Below are 25,882 nucleotides of genomic sequence, written 5' to 3'. Positions count from 1 at the left end.
GACTGCGTCTTCCACGTGGGCTAACCGCGCCGAGCCCCCTACAAAGACTGAATGACGCGACAGCGACGCCGCACAGCTTCTGTGTCTGGCGATGGTGTCGCCATGTCTTCAGACTCCCTTATGGTAAAGGCCTTGCGGCAACCTTACTACTATTTAATGATATATACCTTGCATAGAAAGGTAGCTTGCCATATTCAATAAGCAAGCGGTCTCCTCCCCGGCCGCGACACATTCGAAGCGCGTCAAAGGAAACGAGATGCCTGAAACCATTGATATTCAACTCAAAAAAGGCGTTCTCGGCCTATGCGTGCTGGCGGTGCTAGCGCGCAACGAAAGCTACGCCTATGAGATCGCCAGCCACCTGTCCGAAGCCATCGGGATGGGTGAGGGCACGATTTATCCGCTGATGCGCCGCATGCAGTCGGATGGTCTGGTTGCCACCTATATGGTGGAATCCCCTGCCGGCCCCAGCCGCAAATATTACAAACTGACCGACGCGGGTCGCACCGCGCTGGCGGCCCAAGCCACTGAATGGCGCGGCTTTGCCGGCGCGGTGGACGCCCTGCTCGATGCCCTCCCCCAAACCCAGCCCACAACCGTTGAAGAGGCCTGATCCATGACCCGCATCGAATTTCTCGACAAGCTGTGCCAGGGCCTGAGAGGCCTGCCGCCGGCGACCCTTAAGGAAATCATGGCCGACTACGAGGCGCACTTCAAGGATGCCGCCGCGGCCGGACGTAACGAATCCGAAGTGGCCGAAGCCCTGGGCGACCCGACCCGCCTGGCCCGCGAACTGCGCGCCGAAGCCGGCGTAAAAAGCTGGGACGAGGCCAAGACGCCATCCTCCGCTGCCACGGCCATTATCGGCATACTGGGCTTAGGCGCTCTCGATATCCTGGTGCTGCTGCCGCTGGCCGGCGGCGTATTCGGGACCTTGATCGGCATCTTCGCCGCCGCCATCGGCGCCTTTATCGCCGGCGGCACCCTCTTCGCGGCGGGTCCGTTCATGGGTCTGCCCGGTGGCGTATTCGCCTCACTTCTGGCTGGCTGCGGCGTGATGCTGGGGTCTGCCGCCATCGGCGCGCTCGCTTTGGCCCTGACCATCTGGCTGGTCAACGGCCTGGTCTGGTTCGCCCGTCTGCACTACCGCGTGCTCAAACCCGCCCTCGAGTCTTAAGGAACCGACCATGATCCGCAAACTCTTCCTCTTTTCCGGCGTGGCACTTATTGCATCGCTGGTCTGCATCGCCGCCGCCGCCGCCCTTATCCGTCATCAGGTCGACACCACCGGTTGGACCTGGGCAATGATCAAGGATGGCCATCATATGCGCTACACCAATGGTGCCGACGCCAAGGTCGAACCGACAGTGACACGTGATCTGCCATGGACCGGCGGTGATCTTCTCGCCGTCGATTTTCCCGCCGACGTCGTATACACCCAAGGCGCCACCGCTTCGGTCAGCATTTCCGGGCCGCAGTCCCTAATCGATCGCATCAAGGTGGAAAACGGTCGGCTGACCCGACTGGACAAGAGCAATAAGGAAATCGTGCGCGTCAGTTGGACCCGTGATGGCTGGGACACTCAGTCCAACGACCAGGAGGCGCGTATCACCATCACGACACCGTCGGTCAAGCGGTTCGAACTGACCAGCAACGCCAACCTGCGCATCCGGGGTTACGACCAGCCTACCCTTGATGTCATCCTCTCCGGCAGCGGCTCGATCGATGCCGTGGGCAAGACGAACGCCTTAAAGGTCAATTTGTCGGGCTATGGCAATGCCGACCTGGCCGCCCTGCAGGCCAAGGATGCGACCGTCACGGTCAGCGGCTCGGGCAATGCCGACATTTTCGCCACCGGCAATGCCAAGATCGATATTTCCGGCTCGGGTAATGTCGATCTGGCCACCAAGCCGGCCAAGCTGGATACGACCATTTCGGGCTCCGGATCGGTCGATCAGGATGGCGACGACAACTGAGGCCGCTTCATCGCGAGATCGGCGCCGGTGGCAACATCGGCGCTTTTTTTATGTGCCAAACAAGGGCCGTCGCGTAATGAACTTGGTCGTCGACCAGACCACGAAGCTGTCATAACGCCGGACGACGGGGTCGGCCATCAATACCCTTTCACCCCAGGCTTCATAGTCGGGCGGGCTCGCGGCCGCCACCACCAGCATGAAATCGGACTGGCCCGCCACCGAATAACATTGCAGCACACGCTCATCCTGAAGCATCCGAGTGCGAAAGGCCGCATAGCCTTCAACGGTTTCCTGATGAAAAATGACGGCGACGACAACCGTGATCCCCGTTTCGGCGCCTTGGCCCAACACGGCCACCTCCGCCGCGATAATACCCTGGGATTTCAACGCGGCCAGTCGGCGGCGGACGGCCGACGCTGACAGCGATACGCGACGGCCCAGTTCGGCATGCGACAAGCTGCAATCAACCTGGACGGCATCCAGTAGCTTGCGGTCAAAATCATCCAAGCAGTGAACTCCCATGTGGCGAAATACGCAATGAATGTCATATATCATGGCGTATTCGTGCGTTACAGATACGAAAAACGCCGAACATGACAATGGACAGTCTGTTAATCTGCTTCCTTGAAAAGGGGCTTTAAAGGGGGATAGCATGATCAGACGCGCGCTTTTTATTGTAGCGCTGAGCCTTTGCCTCGACGCAGGCGCTGTTTGCGCTGAAACACCCGCGACGTTTCAGCCTGTTAAGACGGAAGCGGGCTATAGTGCGGAGATCACCGGCATCTGGCGCTCGGAAGGCTACGGCTACATCCTGGCGATTACGCCATCCCGCCTGAGCCTTTATCATGAAGCCGGCGGCCTGTGCTTGCGCGACGGGCGGCCCGAAGAGGATCCAGACGAACAGTTCGGCCTGTGGTATGATATGGCCAGCCGTACCGACGCCCTGCCTCCAGCCTGCGCCCATCAGACGCCGCTGACACCAGAGATGCGCTTCCAGTTCGCCACCGCCACTCTGACGGCGTGGTATCCCTCATTCGAACGGCGCAACGTCGATTGGCCAGCTCTGATCGCCGGCGTGCGTAAGGTATATCCGCATTTTGATACCGACGCACAGGTCTGGGACGGCCTGTCACGGATCTTCGCGGCGCTTGACGACCCGCACAGCAAGCTGAATGGCACGGTGGACGGCAAGCCGATGGAATTGGACCCCGGCGAAGCGCGCACGCTCAAGGCCGTCGGTGCTCTGACGCTAGACGGAAAGACCGGTCCCGCCGCCGTCAAGGTTTGGCTAAATGCTTGGCGCACGGGCATCCTGACAGATCTTCTCAAGGGTAAGGGCCATCAGGCCGGCAATTCGCGCCTGTTCTGGGGCCGTGTCGGCGATATCGGCTATCTGAATGTTTTGACCATGGGTGGGTTCGACGAAAAGGCCGCGCCGTGGGATACCGAGGCCTTGAACGCGACCTTGGACGAGGCCATGCAAGCGTTCGCGGGCGCCAAGGCGGTCGTCGTCGATGTGTCCAACAACCGCGGCGGCTACGACGCGATCGCCCGCGTAATCGCCCAGCGGTTTGCCTCCGAAAAAACACTGAGTTACACAAAACAGCCGGCGGGCAGCCCGCAAACCGCGCCTCAACCCTTTTATCTGTCGCCATCGGATCGTCCGCGCTATCTCGGTCCCGTTTATTTGGTAACCAGCGACATCACCGTCAGTTCCGGCGAGACCTTCACCGCCTATATGAAAGCCCTGCCCCAGGTTGTTCAGGTCGGCACCGCGACCCGTGGCGCACTTTCCGACCGGATCGAAAAGCCGCTGGGGGACGGCTGGCGCTTCACACTTTCAGCGGAAATCTACAAAACCGCGGACGGCTACTGGGCGGAAGGCACAGGATTCGCACCAGATATCGCCGTCGATGTATACGGTCCGGATTTCGCCCGTCACGCCCAAAGCCTCCAAGCCCTCTTCGACCGCATCGACCGCGTCGATCCCGCCCCAGTTCTGGCTAAGTAATCATCGGATATCCCGATACAATAAAGCCGGGCCATGTAAATGACCCGGCTTTATTTGCACCAATTGCCAGCGATCAGCGCGTGAACTTCTGGAACTTGATCCGATGGGGGATCAAGCTATCCGTGCCGAGGCGGCGCTTCTTGTCTTCTTCGTACATTTCGAAGTTACCTTCGAACCATTCGACGTGGCTATCGCCCTCGAAGGCCAGGATGTGCGTGGCCAGACGGTCAAGGAACCAACGGTCGTGGGAGATGACGACGGCGCAACCGGCGAATTCTTCCAGCGCTTCTTCCAGGGCCTGAAGTGTTTCAATATCCAGGTCGTTGGTCGGTTCGTCGAGCAGGATGACATTGCCGCCGGCGGCCAGGGTCTTGGCCAGGTGCACGCGGTTGCGCTCACCGCCGGACAGCAGCCCCACCTTCTTCTGCTGGTCGCCGCCTTTGAAGTTGAAACCGCCGACATAGGCGCGCGAATTGATTTCCTTCTTGCCGACAATCATGATGTCGGTGCCGCCAGAAATGGCTTGCCAGACCGTGTCGGTCGGGTTCAGATCGTCGCGCGACTGGTCAACATAGGCAAGCTTCACCGTTTCACCGAGCTTGATCGTGCCGGCGTCGGGCTGTTCCTGGCCGGTGATCAGCTTGAACAGGGTCGACTTGCCGGCGCCGTTGGGCCCGATGACGCCGACGATGCCGTTGGGCGGCAGGCGGAAGCTCAGATCCTTGAACAGAAGCTTGTCGCCGAATTCCTTTTCCAGTCCGGTCACTTCCATGACGACGTTGCCGAGGCGCGGCCCGGGCGGAATCTGGATGGTGGCGAAGCTTTGCGCCGCGCGCGAATTTTCCTGTTCGCGCACCATGTCATCATATGCCGCCAGACGGGCCTTCGATTTGGCCTGACGCGCCTTGGCACCGGAGCGGACCCATTCGAGTTCCTTGGTAAGGGCACGTTGGCGCGCTTCGGATTCGGATTGTTCCTGAACCACGCGCTTTTGCTTCTGCTCCAGCCAGCCGGAATAGTTGCCCTCGTAGGGCACGCCCTTGCCGCGGTCGAGTTCCAGGGTCCACTTGGTAACCTGATCGAGGAAGTAACGATCGTGGGTGACGAGGATGACGCAGCCCGGGAAATTTTCCAGGTGGTGCTGAAGCCAGGCAACCGATTCCGCGTCCAGGTGGTTGGTCGGTTCGTCGAGCAGCAGCATGTCGGGCTTCGACAGCAGCAGGCGGGCCAGGGCGACGCGACGCTTTTCGCCGCCGGACAGCTTGGTTACGCCGGCATCGTTGGGCGGGCAGCGCAGAGCGTCCATCGCCATTTCAATGCGGCTATCGATATCCCACAAATCACCCGCATCGATCTTTTCCTGCAGGCTGTTCATTTCGTCCATGAGCTCGTCGGAATATTCCTCGCCCATCAGTTCGGCCACCTTATTGAAGCGGTCGAACGTCTTTTTCTCCTCGCACCAGGCGATGACGTTTTCCCACACGGTCAGGCTGTCGTCGAGGTGCGGCTCCTGCTCCAGATAGCCCATCTTGGTGCCTTCGGCGGCCTTAGCCTCACCCGAAAACTCCTTGTCGATGCCAGCCATGATCTTCAGCAGGGTGGACTTACCCGAGCCGTTGACACCGACGACGCCGATTTTGGCATCGGAATAGAAGCTGAGCCAGATATTTTCGAAGACCTTCTTACCGCCCGGGTAATGCTTGGTCAGGCCCTGCATCTGGAAAATGTACTGTTGCGCCATGGAGAGGTGCGCCCTTCATAAAATGCAATGTCTTGAGGTCGCAGGGGTTTAGCCGTTAAGCCGGAAAAGCTCAAGGCGAAACGGCGGCGCGCCACGATTGTTTTGCCCGGCGTTACGCAACCAGGCCTAATGGGGCCGCCGAATTCAGATAGAGAAAACCGCCGCCATCAGCTTTTTGAGATTGGCCGCGTCTTCGTCGTCATAGGTGCCGAAGCTTTCGGAATCGGAATCGAAGACCGCAATCAATTCGCCATTCTTGTCAAACACCGGCACGACGATTTCGGAATTGGACCGCGAATCGCAGGCAATATGATCGCTGAACTGATGGACATCGGGCACGACCTGCGTTGTCCGCGTAGCTGCCGCAGCGCCGCAAACCCCGCGTCCGAAGGCGATGCGCAGACACCCCAGCGTGCCATTGTAAGGCCCGACAACCAATTCGTCGATACCGGCGGCCTTCTTAACCTTGTCCACGACATAGAAGCCGGTCCAGAACCAAGCGTCGAAGGCCTGGTTGAGCAGGCTGACACAAGTGGCCATGCGGGCGGTTACATCAGGCTCACCGTCCAGAACCGCCAGAACATCCCTTATAACTTCTTGATATTTTTCGCCTTTAGACAGCATTGTCGAGGATGAATTAACCATATAGCTCACTATTGTCTCCTGATATTCGCCCAACAGGCGTATTTGTCCGGCGATGGTGCGCGCTTTGGCACGCATAGCGAGAAACGGGCGCGAAAGCGACGGCAAGGGCGGCTTTATTAACACTTTTCTCTGGCCAAGCTACTGCTTTTGACGCATGATGCAAACGTGCGCGTTCGATTGGCACGGGGTACGGGTTACGAGGGGCTTTCGCGTTTCGGCGCGACAATCTGGCAACGCTTATCGAGATTTAGTTCTGCATGCAGGTGTTCGGGGGGCCAAAGCTTGACAGTCTTCATAATCCTTAACAGTAGTCGTATTAACCATATTTTTGCCGACAGTGTCGGAGCGATACCTGATGTCAGAATGTGATCAGACCAGATCCGCCTGGCGCACCCTTGGGGGGGCTGTTGGGAAGGTCTTCAAAAGCCAGAAGGCGTCCATGCGATCATGGACGGCGCTGGCGGCTGGTCTCTGCGCCGCAGTATCCCTGTCGGGTTGCGATGTTCGCGACTGGCCCTGGCTGAACGGCAGGAAAGCGGGGATCGACGGCAATTACGCCTGCCCTCGCCCCCCCGCGCCTTTCCAGACACAGGGCTTCAACGGCCAGGAACGCGAAGTCCGCTATTACCGCCACCTTGCCTTCGCCAATGATTTCTTCGCACAGCTTGAGCTGGCCAGTCGCTATGCCGCAACCGACACCAGCGACAAGAACCTGGAAGACCACATCGAATCTTCGGTCTGGCTGGTCATGGCGCTCGCCAATCAACAGGGCTACGCTCCCATGAGCCGCGCTATGGACCCGCGCGGCGGCGTGCTGGCGTCGCGTTACGACAAATGCCGCGCCTTCGAACGGGAACGCGCTTACCGTATGCTCGACAATGAGCTGTCGATGATGGACTCCGGCGAACGCGACAAGGTGCGCGACCGGGTGATCTATATTCAATCGACCTTGGGGGCAGAAGGCTTCCGTACGCTGGGTCGCCTGTATGACGATCAGTATGGCCCGATGGGCGAACCGGCCGACAACCCTCAGGCCATTCGTGCGATGATGCGCGGTCAGCGCTACGGCGCCTCCAATGTCCGCACCTTGTTCGAACGGTCGGACGTCGATGCCTATCTCTACAATTACAAGGCTTCGGAAACCGGCGATGTCGGCGCCTATGTTTTGCTGAAGGATTTCGAAAAATCGGCACCGTCGCGCGCCCGTTACGCCTCCTTCGTCGAAACCAAGGCCCGCCGGTGGGTGTCGCCATATGAATTTTATCCGCCAGAGGCGCCTGGGGGCGGTGTGCCGCATTCGGATGAAAGTCGTCCGGACGATGGCGCCTCATACGCCTTGTCGCGACTGCGCGAACTCCCCTTCATTCATGTCGTACGCGCTCTCGACTATCTCAACCTGCTGCATGAGGCCTGCCTGTCACCGGACGAAGTGCCGAAGCAGACGATTGCCGGCCTGCGTAACATGACGGGCCGTCCAGGCGGCGAGCGCTTTACGGATACCGATGCCCTGCGCGCCATTCAAATGGCGGCGGTCAACGGGGATTCGCGCTCGCAACTGGTCCTGGCGGTCATGTATTCCGAAGGCGTTGGCGTCGAAGTCGATTATGCCCGCGCCTTCTATTGGTATCAGCAGGCCGAAAGACAGGGATCGCCCGAAGCCCGTTACGCCATGTCCACCTATTTTGACCTTGGTCTTAAAGGTGTGGCTGATCAGGACAAGGCAGAGGCGGTGGTGATGCAGCTTGACGCGGCGCTGGCCGGATTCAAGCCGTCGGCCGGTCGCCTCCAGGCGGTTCTCGCCCAGGTTTCGCGTACGCCTGAAAGCTAAAGCGTTTTCCGGAAGGCGCGACAAGCTTTCCGGAAAACGCGCATAAAACAAAAGTCTAAAGCGTTCTTCCGGTCAGAGCGACCGGGAATGTTCTGGAAGCAGAGTTTGTCGGGCCGTCCTGAGGGCTGTCCGGGGTCCAAGGAAAACAAGCATGTGGATGCGTAAAGACCGCCAAGACAATTCGAAAGGCGAGGCCCTCGGTCTCGGCCTCGCGGCGTTATTGCTGACCGTCGTCCTGCCGCAAACCGCAGCCGCCGACGGCTATCAAAGCAATAATGCCGCCCGGGTCAACGCGACCATTCGTCCGTGCTTCGGCATGCTGCTTGACGCACAATTGCGGTCCTGTGGCGGCCAACGCCACTATCGCAACGACGGCCGCTACTATGGCTATCGCGGCAATCGCTATGATGCCGTGATCGATTGCGACCGCGCTAGCCCGGGCTATGTCGAACGCGTGGCCGACAGCATCCGGTCCGGCGGCGTGCTGTATCTGAAGGCGAAGAACCGCTCCTGCGTCGCCAGCCTCGATATCAAGCGCTCGATCACGATCGTGGGGCAAGGGTATGGACCGCAGCAGATTCCCGTCCTCGTCGCCCCGACCGGTCAGAATTGCCTGCGCATTTCGCCCCAGGCTGACAAGGTGATTCTGAAAGACGTCTATTTCTCCAGCCCGCGCGGCGAAGAAGCCGCGTGCGTCGAAGGTGCGGGCGGTGAACTGACCATTCAGAACTCGCAAATCCGCTATCAAGGCAATAACGCCGCCGTGCATCAATCCGGCGGCCGTCTGAACCTGATCGAGGCGACCCATGTCATCGCCAAGACGCGTTCGGTCGCCGTGGCGGTCAATAATGCCGCCCTTTATGCTGAGAATTCGGAAATCGCTACGACGGCTGGCGGCCTGTACGCCGTCCTGGCGGGCGATTCTTCCATTCTGGGCGTCAGCGTTCAGCAACTCGCCGATTGGCATGGCTTTGAACGGGGTGACGGCGCCGTCGGCCTCGATATTCGCTTGGACAGCGCCGGGTCGATCCTGACCATGAACGACATGAAGGTGCTGTACTTCGCCGAAGGTATCCACCTTGACGGCGCGGGTGAGGCTCTGCTCTCTCACACCTTGATTTCCCGCAGCGACCATGGCGTCCAGTCGTCACTGAACCGCACACGGATCATCGAAAACACCATCATTTCCCGTGAAATCGGCATCAATGTCGATCGCGGTACGGCCTTTATCGGCCGCAACAAGATCGCGAATGTTCGCACGGCGGGCATTCTGGCATCCAGTCGCGGTGAAGTTCGTGCCGTCGATAACCAGGTCGATCCAAACGGTGCCGGGTGCCCGACGCTGAAATGGGGTGCTATCGATCCGTCGGAGCGGACCTGTACGCCTTGGTACAAGGGCTCTGAATTCGATGTGCCAGGCGATGCAGAGGATCAATACCTGTTCGATCAATACTGGCCGCGCGTCAATGTCGCGTCCGCCGAGGGGCCCAAGGCTTATACAGCGCTTAATTCCGGCAATCCCGCGAAACCGTAACAAACACCTGCTTAGATCAAAGGCCCCGACGGTACGCTGTCGGGGCTTCTTGTTATGTACGATGAAAACGAAAACCCGGGAAAACGAAAACCCGGATGTCGCCATCCGGGTTTTCTATATCTCAGTCAGAAAAGCGTCTAATTGTGATCCCAACTCTGGTGATAGTCGGGACGCTTGCGAATGGCCGGCAAAGCATTGGGATCGGCATCGGTGCAGGCATCTGGAATTTTACCGCCAACCTTACCGCCCATACCAAGCGACGTATTGTCCTGAGCATTCTGGGCGGTAACGTCGACGCGACGGCCATCCTGATTGACATGGACTTCCGTCTTGGTGTTTGAATCGTAGGTCATGACCTGCGGCGCCTTGCCATCCGGTTCAAACGCGGCAACGCACTGGTCGGCCTTTTCCTTTTGGGTCCGGACATCGACATAGCTGGTGCGATAGCGTTGACCGTAATAGCTTTCGCAACCGCTCAGACTCACGCCAATGACGCCGAGTCCCGCCAAAATAACGATCGACCGTTTCATCTAGTCCCCCACCTTCCAGGTGCTAATACATGGTTAACGGCGATAATCGCACAGTCCCGTGAATAAGCAAAGTGTTGAATCTGTTCGCGCGAGCAATGTCGGAGTACGCGTTACCCATCCGACACGCTCACAACAGACAACAATCCGATCAGGTGTTGTTGTACTTGGCGTCGAACGCTGCGTCGGTGCTGAACGCCAGGATAAGAAATTCGACGAAGGCGACGATCGCCGGAACGCAGGTCCAGAAGAACAGCAGGTAGATAACGCCCCACACGGTCTGACCGAGGTAGAATTTGTGCGCGCCCAGGCCACCGAGGAAGAAGGCGAGCACAAGTGCGGTAACACGGGATTTATTGCCGGTACGCGCCGTTTTCATAACTATGATTTGCTTGGCGCTCTTGTCGTCGATCTCGAAATCAACCATCATTCCTTCGCGCGGCGCCTTGTCGCGCGATTGCCATTCAATCAGGCTGAACGTATAGCGCTCACCGTTATGGCCGCTGATCAACCCGGTATTGGTCTCTGGTTGAAACGTAAGTACGGTACCTTGCATGTCGTGCCCCCATAATAAAAGAATACCCTGACTGCCTACACAATCAGGATATTTTTCGCAACTTTTTATAGAGCTAGCCCAACGCTTCCAGATCTTCGTCCGAGATGTCGAAATTGCCATAGACATTTTGGACGTCGTCATCGTCGTTCAGCGCATCGATTAGCTTCATCAGGGTGCGAACCGGGTCACCTGTGATCGGCGTCAGAGCCTGAGGCTTCCACACGAAACCGGTCGATTTCGGATCGCCCAGAGACTTGGTCAGGCTTTCCGCCACCTCATTGAGGTCTTCGAAGGCGGTATAGATGGTGTGACCGCCATCTTCCGGATCGTCATCCGTCTCCACGTCCTGCGCGCCGGCCTCGATGGCTGCTTCCATGATGGTGTCGGCATCGCCAGCCTTTAGCGGATACTTGATTTCGCCCAGGTGGTCGAACATGAAGCTGACCGAACCGGTATCCGACAGTTGACCGCCGAACTTGCTGAAGAAGGAGCGGACATTACCAGCGGTCCGGTTGCGATTGTCGGTCAGGGTTTCGACGATCAGGCCGATGCCACCGGGGCCACGCCCCTCATAGCGGATTTCTTCCATGTTGTCGGCTTCACCGGACGCCCCCTTCTTGATGGCGCGTTCGATATTGTCCTTCGGCATTGATTCGGCCTTGGCCATCGACACAGCCAGGCGCAGACGCGAATTCATCGCCGGATCGGGCATGCCCATCTTCGCAGCGATGGTGATGTCACGCGAAAGCTTGGAAAACAACTTGGACCGCGCGGCGTCGGCGCGGCCCTTCTTGTGCATGATATTCTTGAATTTACTATGGCCGGCCATGAAAACTCCCTCACAGGTCAGGTCTTCGGCCTGCGGCCATACTACCGTCCTGCATGATCAATAAGATACGCCGTAAAACAGGCTTACGGCAGATGAGCGGCTTTTAACGTGCCGTTCAAAGACTCGTCAAGGCGGCCTCTTGCACAGACCGCGGTATGACCTGGCTCAGCCGCCCCCCGACGCGGATCGGTTCGATACGCGTGGCCAATCCCGTACGGTCGTCGCTTTCGACATAGACACCGCAAATCGTCGCCGGACCGGAGGCCGGCTTGTAGCGTTCCTTGCCTATCCGCGTCGTGAATCGACGCAGCGGCTCCTCCTTGTCCATGCCGATGACGCTGTCGTAATCGGCACAGGCGCCGGCATCGGTCTGATACGCGGTGCCAGCCGGCAATATCTGCGTGTCAGCTGTCGGCACATGGGTGTGCGTGCCGATGACCAGGGTGGCCCGGCCGTCACAGAAATGGCCCATGGCCATCTTTTCCGACGTCGCTTCCGCATGCATGTCCACGACAATGGCGTCAGCGGCGAGCCCAAGGGGACAGGCCTCCAACTGTTTGTCGACCGCACCAAACGGATCGTCCATGGACGCCATATGAACCAGGCCCAGGACGTTCATGACCAGGATACGTTTGCCCGACGCGGTTTCGAAGAGATTGGCCCCGCGGCCCGGCGCATCGGCCAGGGGCGGATAATTGACCGGGCGAATCAGCCGCGGTTCGCGCACGATATAGGTCAGCGCCTCTTTCTGATCCCAGGAATGGTTGCCAAGTGTCAGGCAATCGGCACCGGCGTCGAACAGCTGACGCGCCGAATTTTCCGAAACGCCGAAGCCTGCCGAGGCATTTTCCGCATTGACGATGACAAATTCGAGGTCAAGCCTGCGCTTCAGACCCGGCAGGTGTTCGCTTAGAGCATCGCGCCCGGCGCGGCCCACCACGTCACCAAAAAAAGCAAAACGCATAAAAAATCCAAATCTAAGCCCCGCTCAAGGTGGAGGCTAAACCGTCGAGCATACCTGAATTATGCCCTTTTCGGTAAAAATACCATCAAGCGGCTGATCATGCACTTCAAACGGTATTTCGGCAAGTTGCTGATCGGAAAAGGCGATTCCGTAACCTTTCACATCCTTTTTCTCACGCAACCGCGCCAGGGCACGGTCGTAATATCCCCCACCATAGCCCAAACGCCAGCCTTGAGCATCAAACGCCAGCAGGGGCAGCAGCACGACATCCGGCAATATCTCGTCGGCGCTGTCTGCCGGTTGATGAATATCGAACGGACCGGCGACCAATGTATCTCCCAGCCGGAAGCGGCGGAAGATCATGTTATAGGCGTCGCCATCCGGAACCAAACAGGGCAAGGCTAGCCCGTAGCCACGCGATTCATAGGCCTGCATCAACGGAAACGGATTCATCTCACTTTGGATGGGCCAATAGCCTGCGACAACCGCATCAGGGTCCGGCCATCCCGCATGGGCATCCAGGGTGTCTGAAGCCGTTTCAGCCAGAACATCGCCCGCCAACGGAGCTCCTTGAGCCAGAGCCGCGCGGCGGCGCTTCATTTCATTCCGCAACAACGGCTTCTGTTCGGCTATGAGCATTCAACTCTCCGGTCGACCTCCCTGTCTTAACAAAGACGGGGTAAAATTCATATCCGGAATCGCGCAGGCAAAAAACCGGCCGAAGAAATATCCTGGGCGGCAGGGATAGGGTGGCGGCGCCGCAATAGAACCGTGTCGATGCGTTTAAATCCTCTCAGACCTGACTAGTCAGGTGGGAACCATGTAGTTAGGACCACGGTCCAGTCCAGGGACAGTCCCCGTTCTAAGTGATTAAGGTCAGAAGGATTGTTGATCGCCACGCGAGCCGCAGCAAGACCCGCCGCTTTCTATAATAGGCCCGCACACCGCCTAACTCAAGGCGTATTCCCTTTTCCGCGCATCTATATTCACCTTCACAGCACAAAAGCCTGTGGGCTTGGATTTAGAGCTGCAATGCGGTCGAAGCGGCCGACGGCAGTTCCACATTTATCAGGCTGTCCTCAAAATCGACCAGAATATCGGCAAACTCAGCCGGCGAAAGGCGCAGATGCGCCATGCGGGCGCCCATCCGGTAGCTCCAGAATGAGCCGATATGCGATAATATGCCGATGCTCTCGCCCAGTTCGAAGAACATGGAGGGACCATTCATCAAGAACTTGCGAAACGGTGCCGGATCGGCGCCCTGCGTCAGGGCGGCATAGGCTTCGTCATAAACGCGTAATGTCTTTCGCGTCGAAACGATAGAGGCGATGATCTTTTTGGCCAGACGCGGCCTAACCTCGGCCAGGTATTCCCGCGTTCCGGCTTCCGCCGGCCCGATGGTCTTGTAGCTATGCAGACCATCCACGACCTGCTTGATATCGGCCTGAAGCTGGGTCTGCCGCCATTTGAAATACAAGAAGCCACGCCACGAGAACATGCCTTCGGAAAAATCCTCGTCGTTCATACGGAAGGTCTGTTTGAGGGGCTCAAGATCGCTGTCGAGATTATTGGCCAATATCTTGGAGGTCAGCTTCATCGCCGCCTGTTCCATGCCCTTGCCAAATGCGGTCATAACCAGGTGCTCAATCTCGGCATTGGCAAAGCCAATCATCTCATTCAGATCATGAGGTGAGATTTTCAGATAGCACGGATCAGGGCGAAAATTGAACCGGGCGAGATGCTCCCGCACCAGGAACGGGTCGAGGGAGGGAATTTCATCCAGATGTTGAAGGATTTGCAGATCGGTATTGGATGTCAGGTCCGAACCGTTAAAATAGCTGTTGACGAACGCGTTAAACCCGATCTGGTTGACGAAGATCGACCGACCGCCCAGGCGCAGATCGCCGGCATCGAACGGCATGATAATCTTGGTTGCGGTGCGCCGCGGACGGCTGAACAACTCGCGTTCCGTGGCGCGCAGAGTATGCTTGATCAGCAGGGCCTTGTTGAGCTGAGAATTCCTGAAAAATGGCGCAGATATATAACCTGGCGTCCGGCCGGCGACGTTAAAAATCTGGGACAGGTTCAATACGCGGCTGGTAGACGCCGTTTCACCGAGATTGGCGAGATTACGAACATCGCGTTGGGTTTGATTATTCGATTTGGCGTAAGACGCCGTACGCGCGTTCATAAACGAACCTTCTAGTCAAAAAAAGCTATGGCATTTTGCCTAAGCTCTGTACGCTGTAGATTGCCAATGACCGTACGGCGAAACGATTAAAGGCATATAAATTTCGAAAAAAAACCCTTCGCAAAATGGCTATTCCGTGGACAAATGCAAACAGGATGCTGGTGTATTTACACCGCAGATCAATCGGAAACGCTGCGAGGGCAAGGCCGATTGCGTCGTGATCTGCCCTTACAACGTCTTTGAGCTGGATATCCTGCCGCCGGAAGACCGGACAGACCTGGGAACAATGGCACGCCTAAAAGGCTTCATGCACGGATGGAAACAAGCCTTTGCCGTTAATGCCGATGCCTGTCGGGCGTGCGGCCTGTGCGTCTCGGCCTGCCCGGAAAAAGCCATCACCCTGGTACGGCGCTGAACCGGCATCTGGCCGACACCTGGCCGCAATCAGGGTCTTTTGGAAAAATCTGCGTCTTCCAGAATGGCTTCGGGAAGCGATTCCTCGATAATTTTTGCCATGTCCGGCTCGCGCCCCTTGATGGGCCGCTCCTCCATGCTCCACAAGGTAATGGCGGCCAGAGCGAGGCCCGCCGCACCGCAACCGAACAGAGGCCGAAAAATCAGCGCTGCCTGATCGACCACCTTGAGATGGTCCAGGACTTGCGGGGTAAGGCCCGCGATGGCCTCACGGCCCATTAGCCCGAAGACTTGCCCGAACAGTATGGCGCCAAAGGCCGCCACCAACAGCGCACCGCCCAAGGAGCGGAAAAAATTCATCATGCCGGTCGCGGTGCCCATCTGGTGACGTTCGACCACGTTCTGGATGGCGACGATGCTGACGGACATGACGGTGCCCAGTCCGGCACTGGCCGCCACCAGCAGACATTCGAATCCCCAAAGCGGCAGCCGGTCGGGAAAAACGGCCATGACGGCATAGACGCAGGCGGCAAGCGGCAGGCCAATCATCGGCATAAGCTTGTATTTCTGCCCCTTGGTGAAGGAAATATAGCGCCCTGCGCCGATTGAGCCGGCCACGACCCCCAGACTCATCGGCACAAGCGCCAGTCCGGTCTGGGTCGCGCCCAGATGATAGACGATCTGCAAAAAGATCGGCAGGTAGATACCGATGCCCATCATGACGCCCATGGCGAGGGTGGACATAAGAGTGGCGCGCAAGACAATGCCGTTCTTTAACACGTCGGTGGGGATCAGCGGTTCCGGCGCCAGGCGCAGGCGAAGCGCGAACAACAGCCAGAAGACAACAGACGCCATATAAAAGGCCCATACGGGAACGCCATAGATCGCGCCACCATGCGTATTGAGCGCCAGCATGACGCACAGGGCGGCAACCGCCATCAATGCCGCGCCAAATACGTCCAGTTTGTGCGGACGTTCATAGCGCGGCAGCTTGAGGAGGGCCTTGAACACAATCCACAGTGCCAGGGCGCCAACCGGCAGATTTATCCAGAAGATGGCTGACCAGTGGAATTTTTCGGCGATAAAACCGCCCAGAACCGGCCCCCCCAGGCTCGAAGCCGTGAAGACGGCCGCAAAATAGCCTTGCAGCCGCCCCCGCTCCTTCATGGTCACGACATCTGAAATAACGGTCTGGACCAGCGACATCAGACCGCCGCCGCCCAGCCCCTGCACAGCGCGTGCCGCGATCAGCAAATACATGTTGTCCGCCAGGCCGCACAGCGCCGACCCGACCAGGAATATAGCAATGGCCATCAGCAGGGTCGTCCGCCGACCGACGATATCCGCCAGCTTGCCATAAAGCGGCGTCACCACCGTGGACGACAACAGATAGGCCGTCACAATCCACGGCAGATGCTCGATATCGCCCAGTTCGCGACCGATCGTGGGCATGGCGGTGGACACAATAGTCTGGTCGAGCGCCGCCAGAAGCATCACCATCATCAGCCCGATGATGATACGCTGGACATCCTTGGGGTCCATGCTCGCTATCTGAGCGGGCGAAGCGGCGGTATGTGCAGCAGTCATGCATAGTCTTCCGTTAAATTCGCGCCGCAGACTATGCCTTTTCGTGATAAGCGCAAGAACTTGACGACGCGCCTGTTTCATCGGACATAGAGCAATAAAAGACATGTTGAGACGTAACGGGAGTCTGACCGATGATGCGCTTTGTGACCGCCGCCCTAGCCGCCCTTGCCGTTGTGGCCGCGCCGCATGCCGAAGCCGCCGTTGATATCGCCAGCCGGATGGTCAACCATCCCGCCGCCGACCAATGGGGCGTCTATGGCACCGGCGAAAAGCATCAAATGGTAAAGGACACAACCGTCAACGGCGGAGCCGCCTTTCAGGTATCGTCGGCGGGCGTCGGCGCCAACCCATGGGACATCCAGGTGGGGGCGGTGACCTCAAAGCCGATCCAGAAAGGCGATGTCATCCTTCTGGCCGTGTGGGCGAAGGCCGTTACACCAGGCGCCGTCACCGTGCCTGCGGTCATTCAGCAAACAGCCGCTCCCTATACCAAGATCGGTACGCAGACCCTGACCCTCACTTCCGACTGGCGGCTACATTATGTCACTGGAACGGCGACCCAGGACTATCCGGCCGGGACGGCGGGCGCCAGCCTGCAACTGGCCACCGGCGCACAGACGGTGGCGCTCGGCCCCGTCTTCATTCTCGACTTCGGACCGGGCTATAGCCTAAAGGACCTGCCGCGCAATATTCCATAGCGCGCGAACTCTGACCGGATTAAGCACCGCTGGAACCGCTCCCGCTCCGGCCTGTGTCGGTGCGGCGTATTTTTTGCTTTGGCCGAGACGCTTTTCGTCTATAAACGACGCAAGCCAGTACGGCCTCAGGCCGCAATAATACGCGGCGCCACCAAGGCGCCCTGACGCAACATACTTGGGAGATACCTTTATGACCTCATACCGCTTTCTGGCGCACCTCGCCGGAACGACCGCCCTTATCGGCGCCCTCGCCCTGTCACCTGTCGCCTTCGCTCAGGCCACCAACAACGCGCCGGCCGTCGCAGCCGCCAAGACGGAAGTGCCAAAGGATCGTCCCTGGATGGACGCCACCCTCGATCCGTCCGTGCGCGCCGACCTGATCCTGAAGGAAATGACGCTGGCCGAAAAGCTCCAGCTTACCTTTGGTTATTTCTCGACCAACCAGACCTGGCAGGTGACCCCCATCAAGAATTACGTCTTCCCGAAGGAAGGCCTGCCCGATTCGGCAGGCTTCGTTCCGGGCATTCCGCGTTTGGGCATCCCCAATCAGTGGCAGACTGACGCCGGTGTCGGTGTCGCCACCCAGCGTTCGCCCAATCCGCGCAGCCGCACCGCCCTGCCGTCCGGCATCGCCACGGCCGCGACATGGAACCCTGCCGTCGCCTATGCCGGCGGCGCCATGATCGGCAATGAAGCCTTCCTGTCCGGCTTCAACGTGCAACTGGCCGGCGGCATGAACCTTCTGCGTGAAGCGCGCAACGGTCGTAACTTCGAATATGGCGGCGAAGATCCGCTGCTGGCTGGCGTCATCACCGGCAACGAAATCAAGGGCATCCAGTCGAATAACGTCATCTCGACCATGAAGCACTTTGCTTTCAACGGTCAGGAAACCAACCGCAACCAGATGGACCACCAGATTTCCGACAAGGCGGCCCGTGAGTCCGATCTGCTGGCGTTCCAGATCGCCAATGAAATCGGCCAGCCCGCTTCGGTGATGTGCGCCTATAATCGCGTCAATGGCTTCTACGCCTGCGAAAACAACTGGCTGCTCAACGACGTCTTGAAGACCGACTGGGGCTTTAAGGGCTATGTCATGTCCGACTGGGGCGCGACCCATTCAACCACCCAGGCGGCTAATCAGGGCCTAGACCAGCAATCAGGCTGGGCGTTCGACCGCTCGCCCTATTTCGACGGCGCCCTGCGCGAAGCCGTCAACAACGGTTACGTTTCCGAAGCCCGGGCCAACGATATGGCACGCCGCATCCTGTGGGGCATGTTCTCGGTCGGCCTGTTCGACAATCCGGTGAAAGGGGATCAGTCCTCACGCATCGACTTCGTCAAGAACGGCAAGATCAGCCAGGCCGACGCCGAAGAATCGATCGTTCTGCTGAAAAACACCCCAGGCCTGCTACCCCTGTCAAAAACCGCTCGTTCCATCCTGATCGTCGGCTCGCACGCCGATGTCGGCGTCCTGTCAGGCGGCGGTTCTTCCCAGGTCTATCCGGTCGGCGGCTCGCCGGTGCCGGATGAATTCGCGCCGAACGGCTTCCCCGGTCCCAAGACCTATTACCCGTCGTCACCGATGAAGGGTATTCAGGCCCGCACCAAGGCCACCGTCACCTATCTTGACGGCAAGGATGTCAAAGCTGCCGCCGCTGCCGCCAAAAAGGCCGATGTCGTCATCGTCTTCGGCGAACAATGGACCGGCGAATCGATCGACGTGCCGGACCTGAACCTGCCCAACGGCCAGGATGCGCTGATCTCCGCCATCGCCAAGGCCAACAAGAAGACCGTCGTCGTGCTGCAAACCGGCGGCCCGGTCGTCATGCCGTGGCTGAAAAACGTCGGCGCCGTCGTCGAAGCCTGGTACCCTGGTACATCAGGCGGCGAAGCCATCGCCCGTGTCCTGACCGGCGAGGTTAATCCGTCCGGTCACCTGCCTGCCACCTTCCCCGCTTCGCTCGACCAGACCCCGCGCCCGAAGCTGGAAGGTGATCCTAAGCTGGATGCCGATTCGCACCCGATGAGCGACTACAACATCGATGGCGCCGCGGTTGGCTATAAGTGGTTCGACAAAAAAGGCCTGAAGCCACTCTTCCCGTTCGGCCATGGCCTGTCCTACACCACCTTCCAGCTCGGCAGCCTGGTCGCCGAAGCCAAGGGCCAATCCTTCATCGCCAGCTTCAACGTCAAGAATACCGGCGCGGTCGAAGGCAAGGAAGTCGCTCAGGTCTATGTGTCGCCGGTTGAAGACAGCGGCTGGGAAGCGCCAAAGCGCCTGGCCACCTTCCTCAAGGTCGACCTGAAACCCGGCGAGTCGCGCACGGTGACGCTTAACGTCGATCCGCGCATGGTCGCCACCTACGACCCGGCCAGCAAAAGCTGGAAGGTCGCGGAAGGCTATTACAAGGTCATGCTCGCGACCTCGGCCAACGATATCGTCCAGACCGTCCAGGTTCGCCTTGACGCGCAGACCTTCGGTGTCGGCACCCATTTCGCGAACGCCCAATAAATGCTGCGTTTCGAGGTCACGACGGACCCGGCAAAAATCGATTTCGCCGCGGTCTATCGTTTCCTCAACGCGCAATCCAACTGGGCTCAGGGCATTCCGCGCGACCTGTTCGACAGGGCAATGCGGAATGCCCTTTGCTTTGCCGGCCTTCTGGAAGGTGAGCAAATCGCGTTTGCGCGCGTGATTTCCGACTACGCCACCTTCGCCAATCTCGTCGATGTCTTCACCGTGCCGGAATTCCGCGGCAACGGCTACGCCACGCGGTTGCTGACGGCGGTGTTCGCGCACCCAGATTTGCAGGGGCTGCGCCGGTTTACCCTGGCGACACGCGACAAACACCCGCTCTATGCAAAGTTCGGCTTCCATCCACCGCTGTTTCCGGAAACGCTGATGGAACGCTATAGTCCGGACATCTATAAAACCGGATAGGCCTGTATGCTGAACAGGCGATTGAAGCCGCCTTACAGGTTCGGCATAAGCGCGCCATTCTCTTTGATCGTACGCATGGCCAGGGTAGTCGTGAACCGCTCGACACCGGGCAATCGCCACAGGCTCTGGCGCAGGAAGTCATCGAGCGCCGTCATCGACGGCATGACGACCCGCAACAGATAGTCCGTCGCACCTACCGTCGCGTGACAGCCGAGCACAGCGGGATGCGCCGCAACCGCCTGCTCGAAGGCCTCATGCCGATCGAAAGCCACGGTCACCTGCACAAAGGCCAGTGTTGATAGGCCCAGCGCCACCGGATCCAGGTCGGCGCGGTAGCCGCGAATGACGCCGGATGATTCCAGCGCCTGAACCCGCTTCCAGCACGGCGCTTTCGATAGCCCCGAGCGCTCGCCCAGTTCCGCGAAGGACAGGCGGCCGTCGACCTCAAGCGCGCGCAGTATGGCTTCATCGAACCGATCCATTTGTTTCCCCACAAGCTTAATAGTACGCCATTTGTTTCCAATCTGGCGCGATATTGAGATACAATAGAAACAATGTTCGCGCCAGCCTGCGTTATCGTGGCTCAACAGGGAGCCTCACCATGAACCGCCAGCACTATTACGACCTGCTTTCCGCCCCCGCCCGGCTCGACTACGAGCTTTACCTCGATACCGGAAACCTTTTGGCGTGCCAGAAGCCCATGCCCGCCATGGTCAATGCCGACGAACTGCAATTCCAGATCGTGCACCAGGTCGAGGAATTGTGGATGAAGCTGATGATCCATACCCTGCTCGATATCGACGATCACATGCGCGACGGGCACGCGCACAAGGTGGTGACGCTGTTTTCCCGTTGCAACATGATCATGAAGCTGATGAGCGAACAACTCGACCTGCTGGAAACCATGTCGCCGCATGATTATCAGCAAATCCGGCTACAGCTCGGCAACGGGTCGGGCCAGGAATCGCCCGGATTCCGTACACTGATGAAAATGCCACCCGAACTGTGGGAGACGTTCGAGACGGTCTACCTGACCGGCCGCGCCCTCAGCGTGCGCGACATTTACGACACCCAGTACCGGCACGACGACGCCTATGTCATCGCCGAATGTCTGATGGAATTCGATGAGCGCATGGGCAAGTTCCGCGCCAACCATATCTTCCTGATCCAGCGTTCCATCGGCATGGGCGCTGCCTCGCTGAAAGGTCGGCCGGTAGAACTACTCGATGCCGGCGCACGCCACCGATTCTTTCCGGAATTATGGGCGGTGCGCGCCGAAATGACCGATGCCTGGGGCCAGGCATATGGCAAGGTCCGCGAAAGCCTGGGCGCCGCCGAATGAGCGATCTATTCGACCTACCGCCCGGCGGCCCCTATCTGCTCAGCCATTCCGCCGGCCTGTTGCCCGTAGCAACGCGCGGTGAATTCGAAGCGAAATTTTTCACGCCCTGGGCGGCAAAGCCGGGCGAAAGCTGGCCCTTGTGGCTGGATGCCATCGATGACTTTCGCACCGCCCTGGCCGGTCTGCTTGGCGGGCGCGCCAACGACTATTGCCCTCAGCCCAATGTATCGGCTGGCCTTTTTGCCCTTCTGTCCAGCCTGACGCCGCGCGACGGGCGCGACACCATAGTGATGTCGTCCCAGGCCTTCCCGTCGCTGGGATTCGTCGCACAACAGGCGCAGCGCCTGGGCTTCCGCTTTCGCCTGACAGATGGCGATCCAGCCGACGTGGCGACCTGGGAGGCCGCCCTGGCGCCGGATGTCGCCGTGGTCGTGGTCATGCATGTGCATTCCAATACCAGCATCGTCTCGCCCGTCGCCGCTATCGCCGAAATGGCGCGGGCGCGTGGTATTTTCAGCATCGTGGATGTGGCGCAATCTGCTGGCCTGTTGCCTATCGACGTATCGGCGTGGCGCGCGGACGCGCTGGTCGGCTCATGCATCAAATGGCTGTGCGGCGGTCCGGGCGCAGGCTTCCTCTGGTGCCCGGACGATCTGACCCCCTTGAACGTCGGATGGTTTTCGCATGAAGATCCGTTTGCCTTCGACATTCGCGATTTCCGCTATGCGACAGATGCGCGACGGTTCTGGGGCGGTACGCCTTCAGTCGCCCCCTATATCCTGGCTACTGGCGGCATCAAAACCATTGCCGCGATCGGCGTAGATACCGTTCTGGTGCACAACCGCGCCCTGATCGCGCGGATCGATGCGGAAGATCGCACAGCCAAGGGCGGCACCCTGTGCCACATCCCGACCGATATCGAAAAGACGATGACCGCCCTGACGCGCGCCGGCTGCCGTTTCGACCGGCGTGGCGACACCTTGCGGCTATCATTCCATATCTACAATACGCCAGAAGACGCCGACATCGTGGCGAAATGCCTGGCCTGATTTAACTCACAGACATTCAGGGAGGCGTGCCCTACGCCCCCATCAGGCGTTCCAGGCGGGCGGCGGCATCGGCAATCGCAAAGGCTGCCTTGCGTTCCATTTCATGCGCGCCGGCATTCATGCGGGCATTGGCTGAATTGGCTTCGTCCAATTGCGCCCGCAGGTCCTGCATTTCGTCGATCATCAATAGCGACGCCATGAGGAACAGACGCACCTCGCCGATTGCGCCGACATCCGACACGACCATCTCGACATGCTCGTCGAATTTCCGCGCCAATTCCTGAACGCGCCCTTCCTGACCGTCGGCACAGCCAACCGTATAGGACTTGTTGTTGACGCGAACCGTGACCTCACCCATTACGCTGCCTCACTGGCCAGGAGTTGACGAATATTGGCAGCAGCCGCGCCCAGCGCTTCATGCGCTGCGTTGGCGGCCTGCGCCAGTTGCGCATTGGAAATGCGCGCCTCTTCCAGTTCGGCCAGAACCCGGTCATAGGCCTCATTGGCGCCGCCCGTTCCATCACTGGCATATTCCGGGAGGGGCTCTCCGGCCTGCAAGGCGCGAACCCGGGATTCCAGCGCCTCAAGGGCGCGATCCAGCCGATCCACCGCTATGTTGAGACTGCTGCCGGGATGGGCGTGCGCGTTTTCCATGACCGATCTCCTTAAACCTGCCGGCTGATCCGTCCGATAGCGGACCAAAGAATCGCGCCGGGACGCATTAATAACCTACACTTTGGGGAGAAGTTCGGTTAAAGGCTCACCGACTCCTGCCACATTAACACTTTAATAGAGACTCACCCATGTCCACAAGCCTTCTTCCGCTGAAGCCGTCCGGTGTCCTGATGGCCGACGCGATCCGCGTCCTGTCGATGGAGGCCGTGCACCGCGCCAAATCAGGCCACCAAGGCATGCCGATGGGCATGGCGGACGTGGCAACGGTTCTGTGGACCAAGTTCCTGAAATACGATCCGAAGCAACCCGACTGGGCCGACCGCGACCGCTTCGTCCTGTCGGCCGGCCATGGCTCGATGCTGCTCTATTCGCTGCTCCACCTGACCGGCTTTAAGTCGGTGTCGATGGAAGACATCAAGAATTTCCGCCAGTGGGGCTCCACCACCGCCGGCCACCCGGAATACGGCCATACCGCCGGAGTCGAATGCACGACCGGCCCGCTCGGCCAGGGCTTGGCCACCGCCGTTGGCATGGCAATGGCCGAATGTCATCTCAATGCCCGCTTTGGCGACGACCTAGTCAACCACAAGACCTGGGTCATCGCCGGCGATGGCTGCCTGATGGAAGGTGTGTCGCACGAAGCCATTTCCCTGGCCGGCCGCCTCAAGCTGAACAACCTGATCGTCCTGTTCGACGACAACAATGTCACCATCGACGGCTACGCCACCCTGGCCGAAACCGGTGATCAACTGGCGCGTTTCAAGGCCGCCGGCTGGGTTGTCAAGGCCATCGACGGCCACGACCACAGCAAGATCGCCGCTGCCATGCGCTGGGCCACTCAACAGACCAAGCCTGTCCTGATCGCCTGCAAGACCGCCGTGTCGCGTCGCGCCGGCGCCAAGGAAGGCGACAAACACGGCCACGGCTACAACCTGATGGACGACGAAATCAAGGCCGCGCGCGAACATATGGACTGGCTGCACGAGCCGTTCACCTTGCCGGAAAACGTCAAAAAGGCCTGGCTGGCTGCGGGTCGTAAGGGCACGAAGGCGCGCAAAACTTGGGAAGACAAGGCGAAATCCAATCCGAAATTTGCCGAACTGACCGCCGCCATGAGTGGCGTGCTGCCGGCCAATGCCTTCGAAGTGCTCGACGCCCATATCGCCGACGCCATCGCCACCAAGCCCGCCGACGCCACCCGTTCCTGCTCCGGCAAGGCGCTGGCCACCCTGACGCCAGTCATCGAAACCCTCGTTGGCGGCTCGGCCGACCTGACCGGTTCGGTCAATACACTGGTCAAGGGCATGACAGCCTTCGATACCGACAATTACGGCGGCCGCTATGTCCACTACGGCGTGCGTGAATTCGGCATGGCCGCGGCTATGAACGGCATGGCCCTGCATGGCGGCGTCCTGCCTTATGCCGGCACCTTCTTTGTCTTCTCCGACTATTCGCGTCCCGCGATTCGCCTCGGCGCGTTAATGGGGGTAAAGGTCGTGCACGTCATGACGCACGATTCCATCGGCGTCGGCGAAGACGGTCCGACCCACCAGCCGATCGAGCATCTGGCGTCATACCGCGCCATGCCAGGTCTGCATGTTTTCCGCCCCGCCGACATGGTGGAAGCCGCCGAATGCTGGAAGGCCGCGCTGACTGCAAAGGGTCCGTCCATGCTGGTCCTGTCGCGCCAGAAGGTCCCGGCTGTCCGCACCCAGGGCGGCGACCTGTCGGCCAAGGGCGCCTATGAACTGAGCCCGGCCTCCGGTGACGCCAAGGTGTCGATCTTTGCGTCCGGCACCGAAGTTTCCGTGGCTATCGCGGCGCAAAAGCTGCTCGAAGCCGATGGCATCGCCACCCGCGTCGTATCTACGCCGTCCTGGGATATCTTTGATGCGCAGGACGCCGCCTACAAGGCCTCCGTTATCGGCAAAGCGCCGGTACGCGTCGCCGTCGAAGCCGCTGCCCCTCTGGGCTGGGAAAAGTTCATCGGCAATGAAGGCATCTTCGTCGGCATGACCGGCTTCGGCGCCTCTGCTCCCGCTGACCGCCTGTACAAGGAATTCGGCATTACCGCGGAAAACGTCGCGGCCAAGGCAAAAGCCGCTCTCTAATCCACCCGCGCGCCAAAAAATAACCCCCTGTCGGCTGTCCGGCGGGGGGTTTTTAGTATTCGCAGATTGAAAACAAACAGCAAGAAAACAAGCATTTAAAGAAAAAGAGCCGTGGCAACGGCGGTCGCCACGGCTCCGTCCGAACCGCGTCCGCTCCGGGGAGATACGGACACGGTCAGAGTCTAACCAGGATGCAGCAATCAGGGCGATTGATGCACGCTACGTCAGTCAAACGCATAAACCCGTAACGTCCGTCGCACTTT

26 protein-coding genes are annotated in these 25,882 nt (G+C 59.3%); 13 read left to right on the top strand and 13 right to left on the bottom strand.

Annotated elements, in window-relative coordinates; all coding sequences use genetic code 11:
- The first annotated feature begins 256 nt into the window (after window positions 1–256).
- From AEAC466_RS25925 to AEAC466_RS25915, 3 genes are read left to right on the top strand one after another with little or no spacing between them, the layout of a single operon-like run.
- Window positions 257–613, top strand: a complete 357-nt coding sequence (locus tag AEAC466_RS25925) for a PadR family transcriptional regulator (RefSeq protein WP_023456645.1) — start codon at window positions 257–259, stop codon at window positions 611–613.
- Between the two features lie 3 nt (window positions 614–616).
- A complete protein-coding gene (locus tag AEAC466_RS25920) occupies window positions 617–1,177 on the top strand; it encodes a DUF1700 domain-containing protein (RefSeq protein ID WP_023456644.1) in 561 nt (186 codons plus the stop codon).
- A gap of 10 nt (window positions 1,178–1,187) precedes the next feature.
- Window positions 1,188–1,976, top strand: coding sequence for a GIN domain-containing protein (locus AEAC466_RS25915; protein WP_023456643.1), 789 nt, complete (start codon window positions 1,188–1,190; stop codon window positions 1,974–1,976).
- Window positions 1,977–2,024: 48 nt separating this feature from the next.
- Here AEAC466_RS25915 and AEAC466_RS25910 read toward each other — a convergent pair whose 3' ends face one another.
- Complete coding sequence (locus AEAC466_RS25910; protein WP_023456642.1) at window positions 2,025–2,483, bottom strand: Lrp/AsnC family transcriptional regulator; 459 nt, start codon at window positions 2,481–2,483, stop codon at window positions 2,025–2,027.
- Between the two features lie 145 nt (window positions 2,484–2,628).
- Between AEAC466_RS25910 and AEAC466_RS25905 the strand changes: the two genes are divergently transcribed.
- Entirely contained in the window at window positions 2,629–3,987 is a 1,359-nt protein-coding gene (locus tag AEAC466_RS25905) for a S41 family peptidase (RefSeq protein WP_023456641.1), read from the top strand.
- 73 nt (window positions 3,988–4,060) lie between these two features.
- Here AEAC466_RS25905 and ettA read toward each other — a convergent pair whose 3' ends face one another.
- Entirely contained in the window at window positions 4,061–5,728 is a 1,668-nt protein-coding gene (gene ettA, locus AEAC466_RS25900) for an energy-dependent translational throttle protein EttA (protein ID WP_023456640.1), read from the bottom strand.
- 144 nt (window positions 5,729–5,872) lie between these two features.
- Window positions 5,873–6,382, bottom strand: coding sequence for a GAF domain-containing protein (locus AEAC466_RS0121970; protein WP_369794475.1), 510 nt, complete (start codon window positions 6,380–6,382; stop codon window positions 5,873–5,875).
- A 430-nt stretch (window positions 6,383–6,812) separates the two neighbouring features.
- Here AEAC466_RS0121970 and AEAC466_RS25895 point away from each other — a divergent pair, with 430 nt between their 5' ends.
- Window positions 6,813–8,201, top strand: a complete 1,389-nt coding sequence (locus AEAC466_RS25895) for a tetratricopeptide repeat protein (protein ID WP_023456638.1) — start codon at window positions 6,813–6,815, stop codon at window positions 8,199–8,201.
- Between the two features lie 151 nt (window positions 8,202–8,352).
- Window positions 8,353–9,735, top strand: a complete 1,383-nt coding sequence (locus AEAC466_RS25890; RefSeq protein ID WP_023456637.1) for a hypothetical protein — start codon at window positions 8,353–8,355, stop codon at window positions 9,733–9,735.
- Between the two features lie 137 nt (window positions 9,736–9,872).
- Here AEAC466_RS25890 and AEAC466_RS25885 read toward each other — a convergent pair whose 3' ends face one another.
- The 6 genes from AEAC466_RS25885 to AEAC466_RS25860 all read right to left on the bottom strand — a co-directional run bounded on the left by AEAC466_RS25885 (window position 9,873) and on the right by AEAC466_RS25860 (window position 14,802).
- On the bottom strand, window positions 9,873–10,265 hold the full coding sequence (locus AEAC466_RS25885) for a hypothetical protein (protein ID WP_023456636.1): 393 nt from the start codon (window positions 10,263–10,265) through the stop codon (window positions 9,873–9,875).
- Window positions 10,266–10,413: 148 nt separating this feature from the next.
- Window positions 10,414–10,818 (bottom strand): TM2 domain-containing protein, encoded by a 405-nt coding sequence (locus AEAC466_RS25880; protein WP_023456635.1) that lies wholly within the window; start codon window positions 10,816–10,818, stop codon window positions 10,414–10,416.
- Window positions 10,819–10,891: 73 nt separating this feature from the next.
- Window positions 10,892–11,647: a YebC/PmpR family DNA-binding transcriptional regulator gene (locus tag AEAC466_RS25875; RefSeq protein WP_023456634.1), complete on the bottom strand. Its 756-nt coding sequence runs from the start codon at window positions 11,645–11,647 to the stop codon at window positions 10,892–10,894.
- A gap of 115 nt (window positions 11,648–11,762) precedes the next feature.
- Complete coding sequence (locus AEAC466_RS25870; protein ID WP_023456633.1) at window positions 11,763–12,611, bottom strand: TIGR00282 family metallophosphoesterase; 849 nt, start codon at window positions 12,609–12,611, stop codon at window positions 11,763–11,765.
- 36 nt (window positions 12,612–12,647) lie between these two features.
- Entirely contained in the window at window positions 12,648–13,250 is a 603-nt protein-coding gene (locus AEAC466_RS25865; RefSeq protein ID WP_023456632.1) for a 5-formyltetrahydrofolate cyclo-ligase, read from the bottom strand.
- Window positions 13,251–13,632: 382 nt separating this feature from the next.
- Window positions 13,633–14,802 (bottom strand): hypothetical protein, encoded by a 1,170-nt coding sequence (locus AEAC466_RS25860; protein ID WP_023456631.1) that lies wholly within the window; start codon window positions 14,800–14,802, stop codon window positions 13,633–13,635.
- Window positions 14,803–14,938: 136 nt separating this feature from the next.
- On the opposite strand from AEAC466_RS25860, the gene AEAC466_RS25855 reads away from it, so the two are divergent.
- Entirely contained in the window at window positions 14,939–15,217 is a 279-nt protein-coding gene (locus tag AEAC466_RS25855; protein WP_023456630.1) for a 4Fe-4S dicluster domain-containing protein, read from the top strand.
- Window positions 15,218–15,246: 29 nt separating this feature from the next.
- On the opposite strand, the gene AEAC466_RS0121965 is transcribed toward AEAC466_RS25855, so the two are convergent.
- Window positions 15,247–16,803 carry an MDR family MFS transporter gene (locus AEAC466_RS0121965; RefSeq protein WP_081714505.1) on the bottom strand — a complete coding sequence of 519 codons (1,557 nt, stop codon included), beginning with the start codon at window positions 16,801–16,803 and terminating at the stop codon, window positions 15,247–15,249.
- Window positions 16,804–16,934: 131 nt separating this feature from the next.
- On the opposite strand from AEAC466_RS0121965, the gene AEAC466_RS25850 reads away from it, so the two are divergent.
- The 3 genes from AEAC466_RS25850 (at window position 16,935) to AEAC466_RS25840 (ending at window position 20,442) form a co-directional block, all read left to right on the top strand.
- The gene (locus AEAC466_RS25850; protein ID WP_023456628.1) at window positions 16,935–17,501 is read left to right on the top strand and encodes a hypothetical protein; all 567 of its coding nucleotides are present in this window, start codon (window positions 16,935–16,937) and stop codon (window positions 17,499–17,501) included.
- Window positions 17,502–17,691: 190 nt separating this feature from the next.
- A complete protein-coding gene (locus AEAC466_RS25845; RefSeq protein WP_023456627.1) occupies window positions 17,692–20,013 on the top strand; it encodes a beta-glucosidase in 2,322 nt (773 codons plus the stop codon).
- Complete coding sequence (locus AEAC466_RS25840; RefSeq protein ID WP_023456626.1) at window positions 20,014–20,442, top strand: GNAT family N-acetyltransferase; 429 nt, start codon at window positions 20,014–20,016, stop codon at window positions 20,440–20,442.
- Window positions 20,443–20,474: 32 nt separating this feature from the next.
- Here AEAC466_RS25840 and AEAC466_RS25835 read toward each other — a convergent pair whose 3' ends face one another.
- A complete protein-coding gene (locus AEAC466_RS25835) occupies window positions 20,475–20,924 on the bottom strand; it encodes an Lrp/AsnC family transcriptional regulator (RefSeq protein WP_023456625.1) in 450 nt (149 codons plus the stop codon).
- A gap of 119 nt (window positions 20,925–21,043) precedes the next feature.
- Here AEAC466_RS25835 and AEAC466_RS25830 point away from each other — a divergent pair, with 119 nt between their 5' ends.
- Window positions 21,044–21,784, top strand: a complete 741-nt coding sequence (locus tag AEAC466_RS25830; RefSeq protein WP_023456624.1) for a tryptophan 2,3-dioxygenase family protein — start codon at window positions 21,044–21,046, stop codon at window positions 21,782–21,784.
- The gene (locus AEAC466_RS25825) at window positions 21,781–22,833 is read left to right on the top strand and encodes an aminotransferase class V-fold PLP-dependent enzyme (RefSeq protein ID WP_023456623.1); all 1,053 of its coding nucleotides are present in this window, start codon (window positions 21,781–21,783) and stop codon (window positions 22,831–22,833) included. Before AEAC466_RS25830 ends, AEAC466_RS25825 begins: the two co-directional genes overlap by 4 nt.
- Before the next feature lie 31 nt (window positions 22,834–22,864).
- On the opposite strand, the gene AEAC466_RS25820 is transcribed toward AEAC466_RS25825, so the two are convergent.
- Together AEAC466_RS25820 and AEAC466_RS25815 are read right to left on the bottom strand one after the other, a co-directional pair.
- Complete coding sequence (locus tag AEAC466_RS25820; RefSeq protein WP_023456622.1) at window positions 22,865–23,191, bottom strand: cell division protein ZapA; 327 nt, start codon at window positions 23,189–23,191, stop codon at window positions 22,865–22,867.
- Entirely contained in the window at window positions 23,191–23,487 is a 297-nt protein-coding gene (locus AEAC466_RS25815) for a hypothetical protein (RefSeq protein WP_023456621.1), read from the bottom strand. The genes AEAC466_RS25820 and AEAC466_RS25815 overlap by 1 nt, the downstream gene beginning before the upstream one ends.
- A 149-nt stretch (window positions 23,488–23,636) precedes the next feature.
- Here AEAC466_RS25815 and tkt point away from each other — a divergent pair, with 149 nt between their 5' ends.
- A complete protein-coding gene (gene tkt, locus AEAC466_RS25810) occupies window positions 23,637–25,619 on the top strand; it encodes a transketolase (protein WP_023456620.1) in 1,983 nt (660 codons plus the stop codon).
- Window positions 25,620–25,882 lie beyond the last annotated feature (263 nt).

This window comes from Asticcacaulis sp. AC466, from assembly GCF_000495815.1.
Lineage (GTDB): Bacteria > Pseudomonadota > Alphaproteobacteria > Caulobacterales > Caulobacteraceae > Asticcacaulis.
Note: the sequence above shows the minus strand (reverse complement) of the source record. Positions and strands in the feature narration are given on the sequence as shown.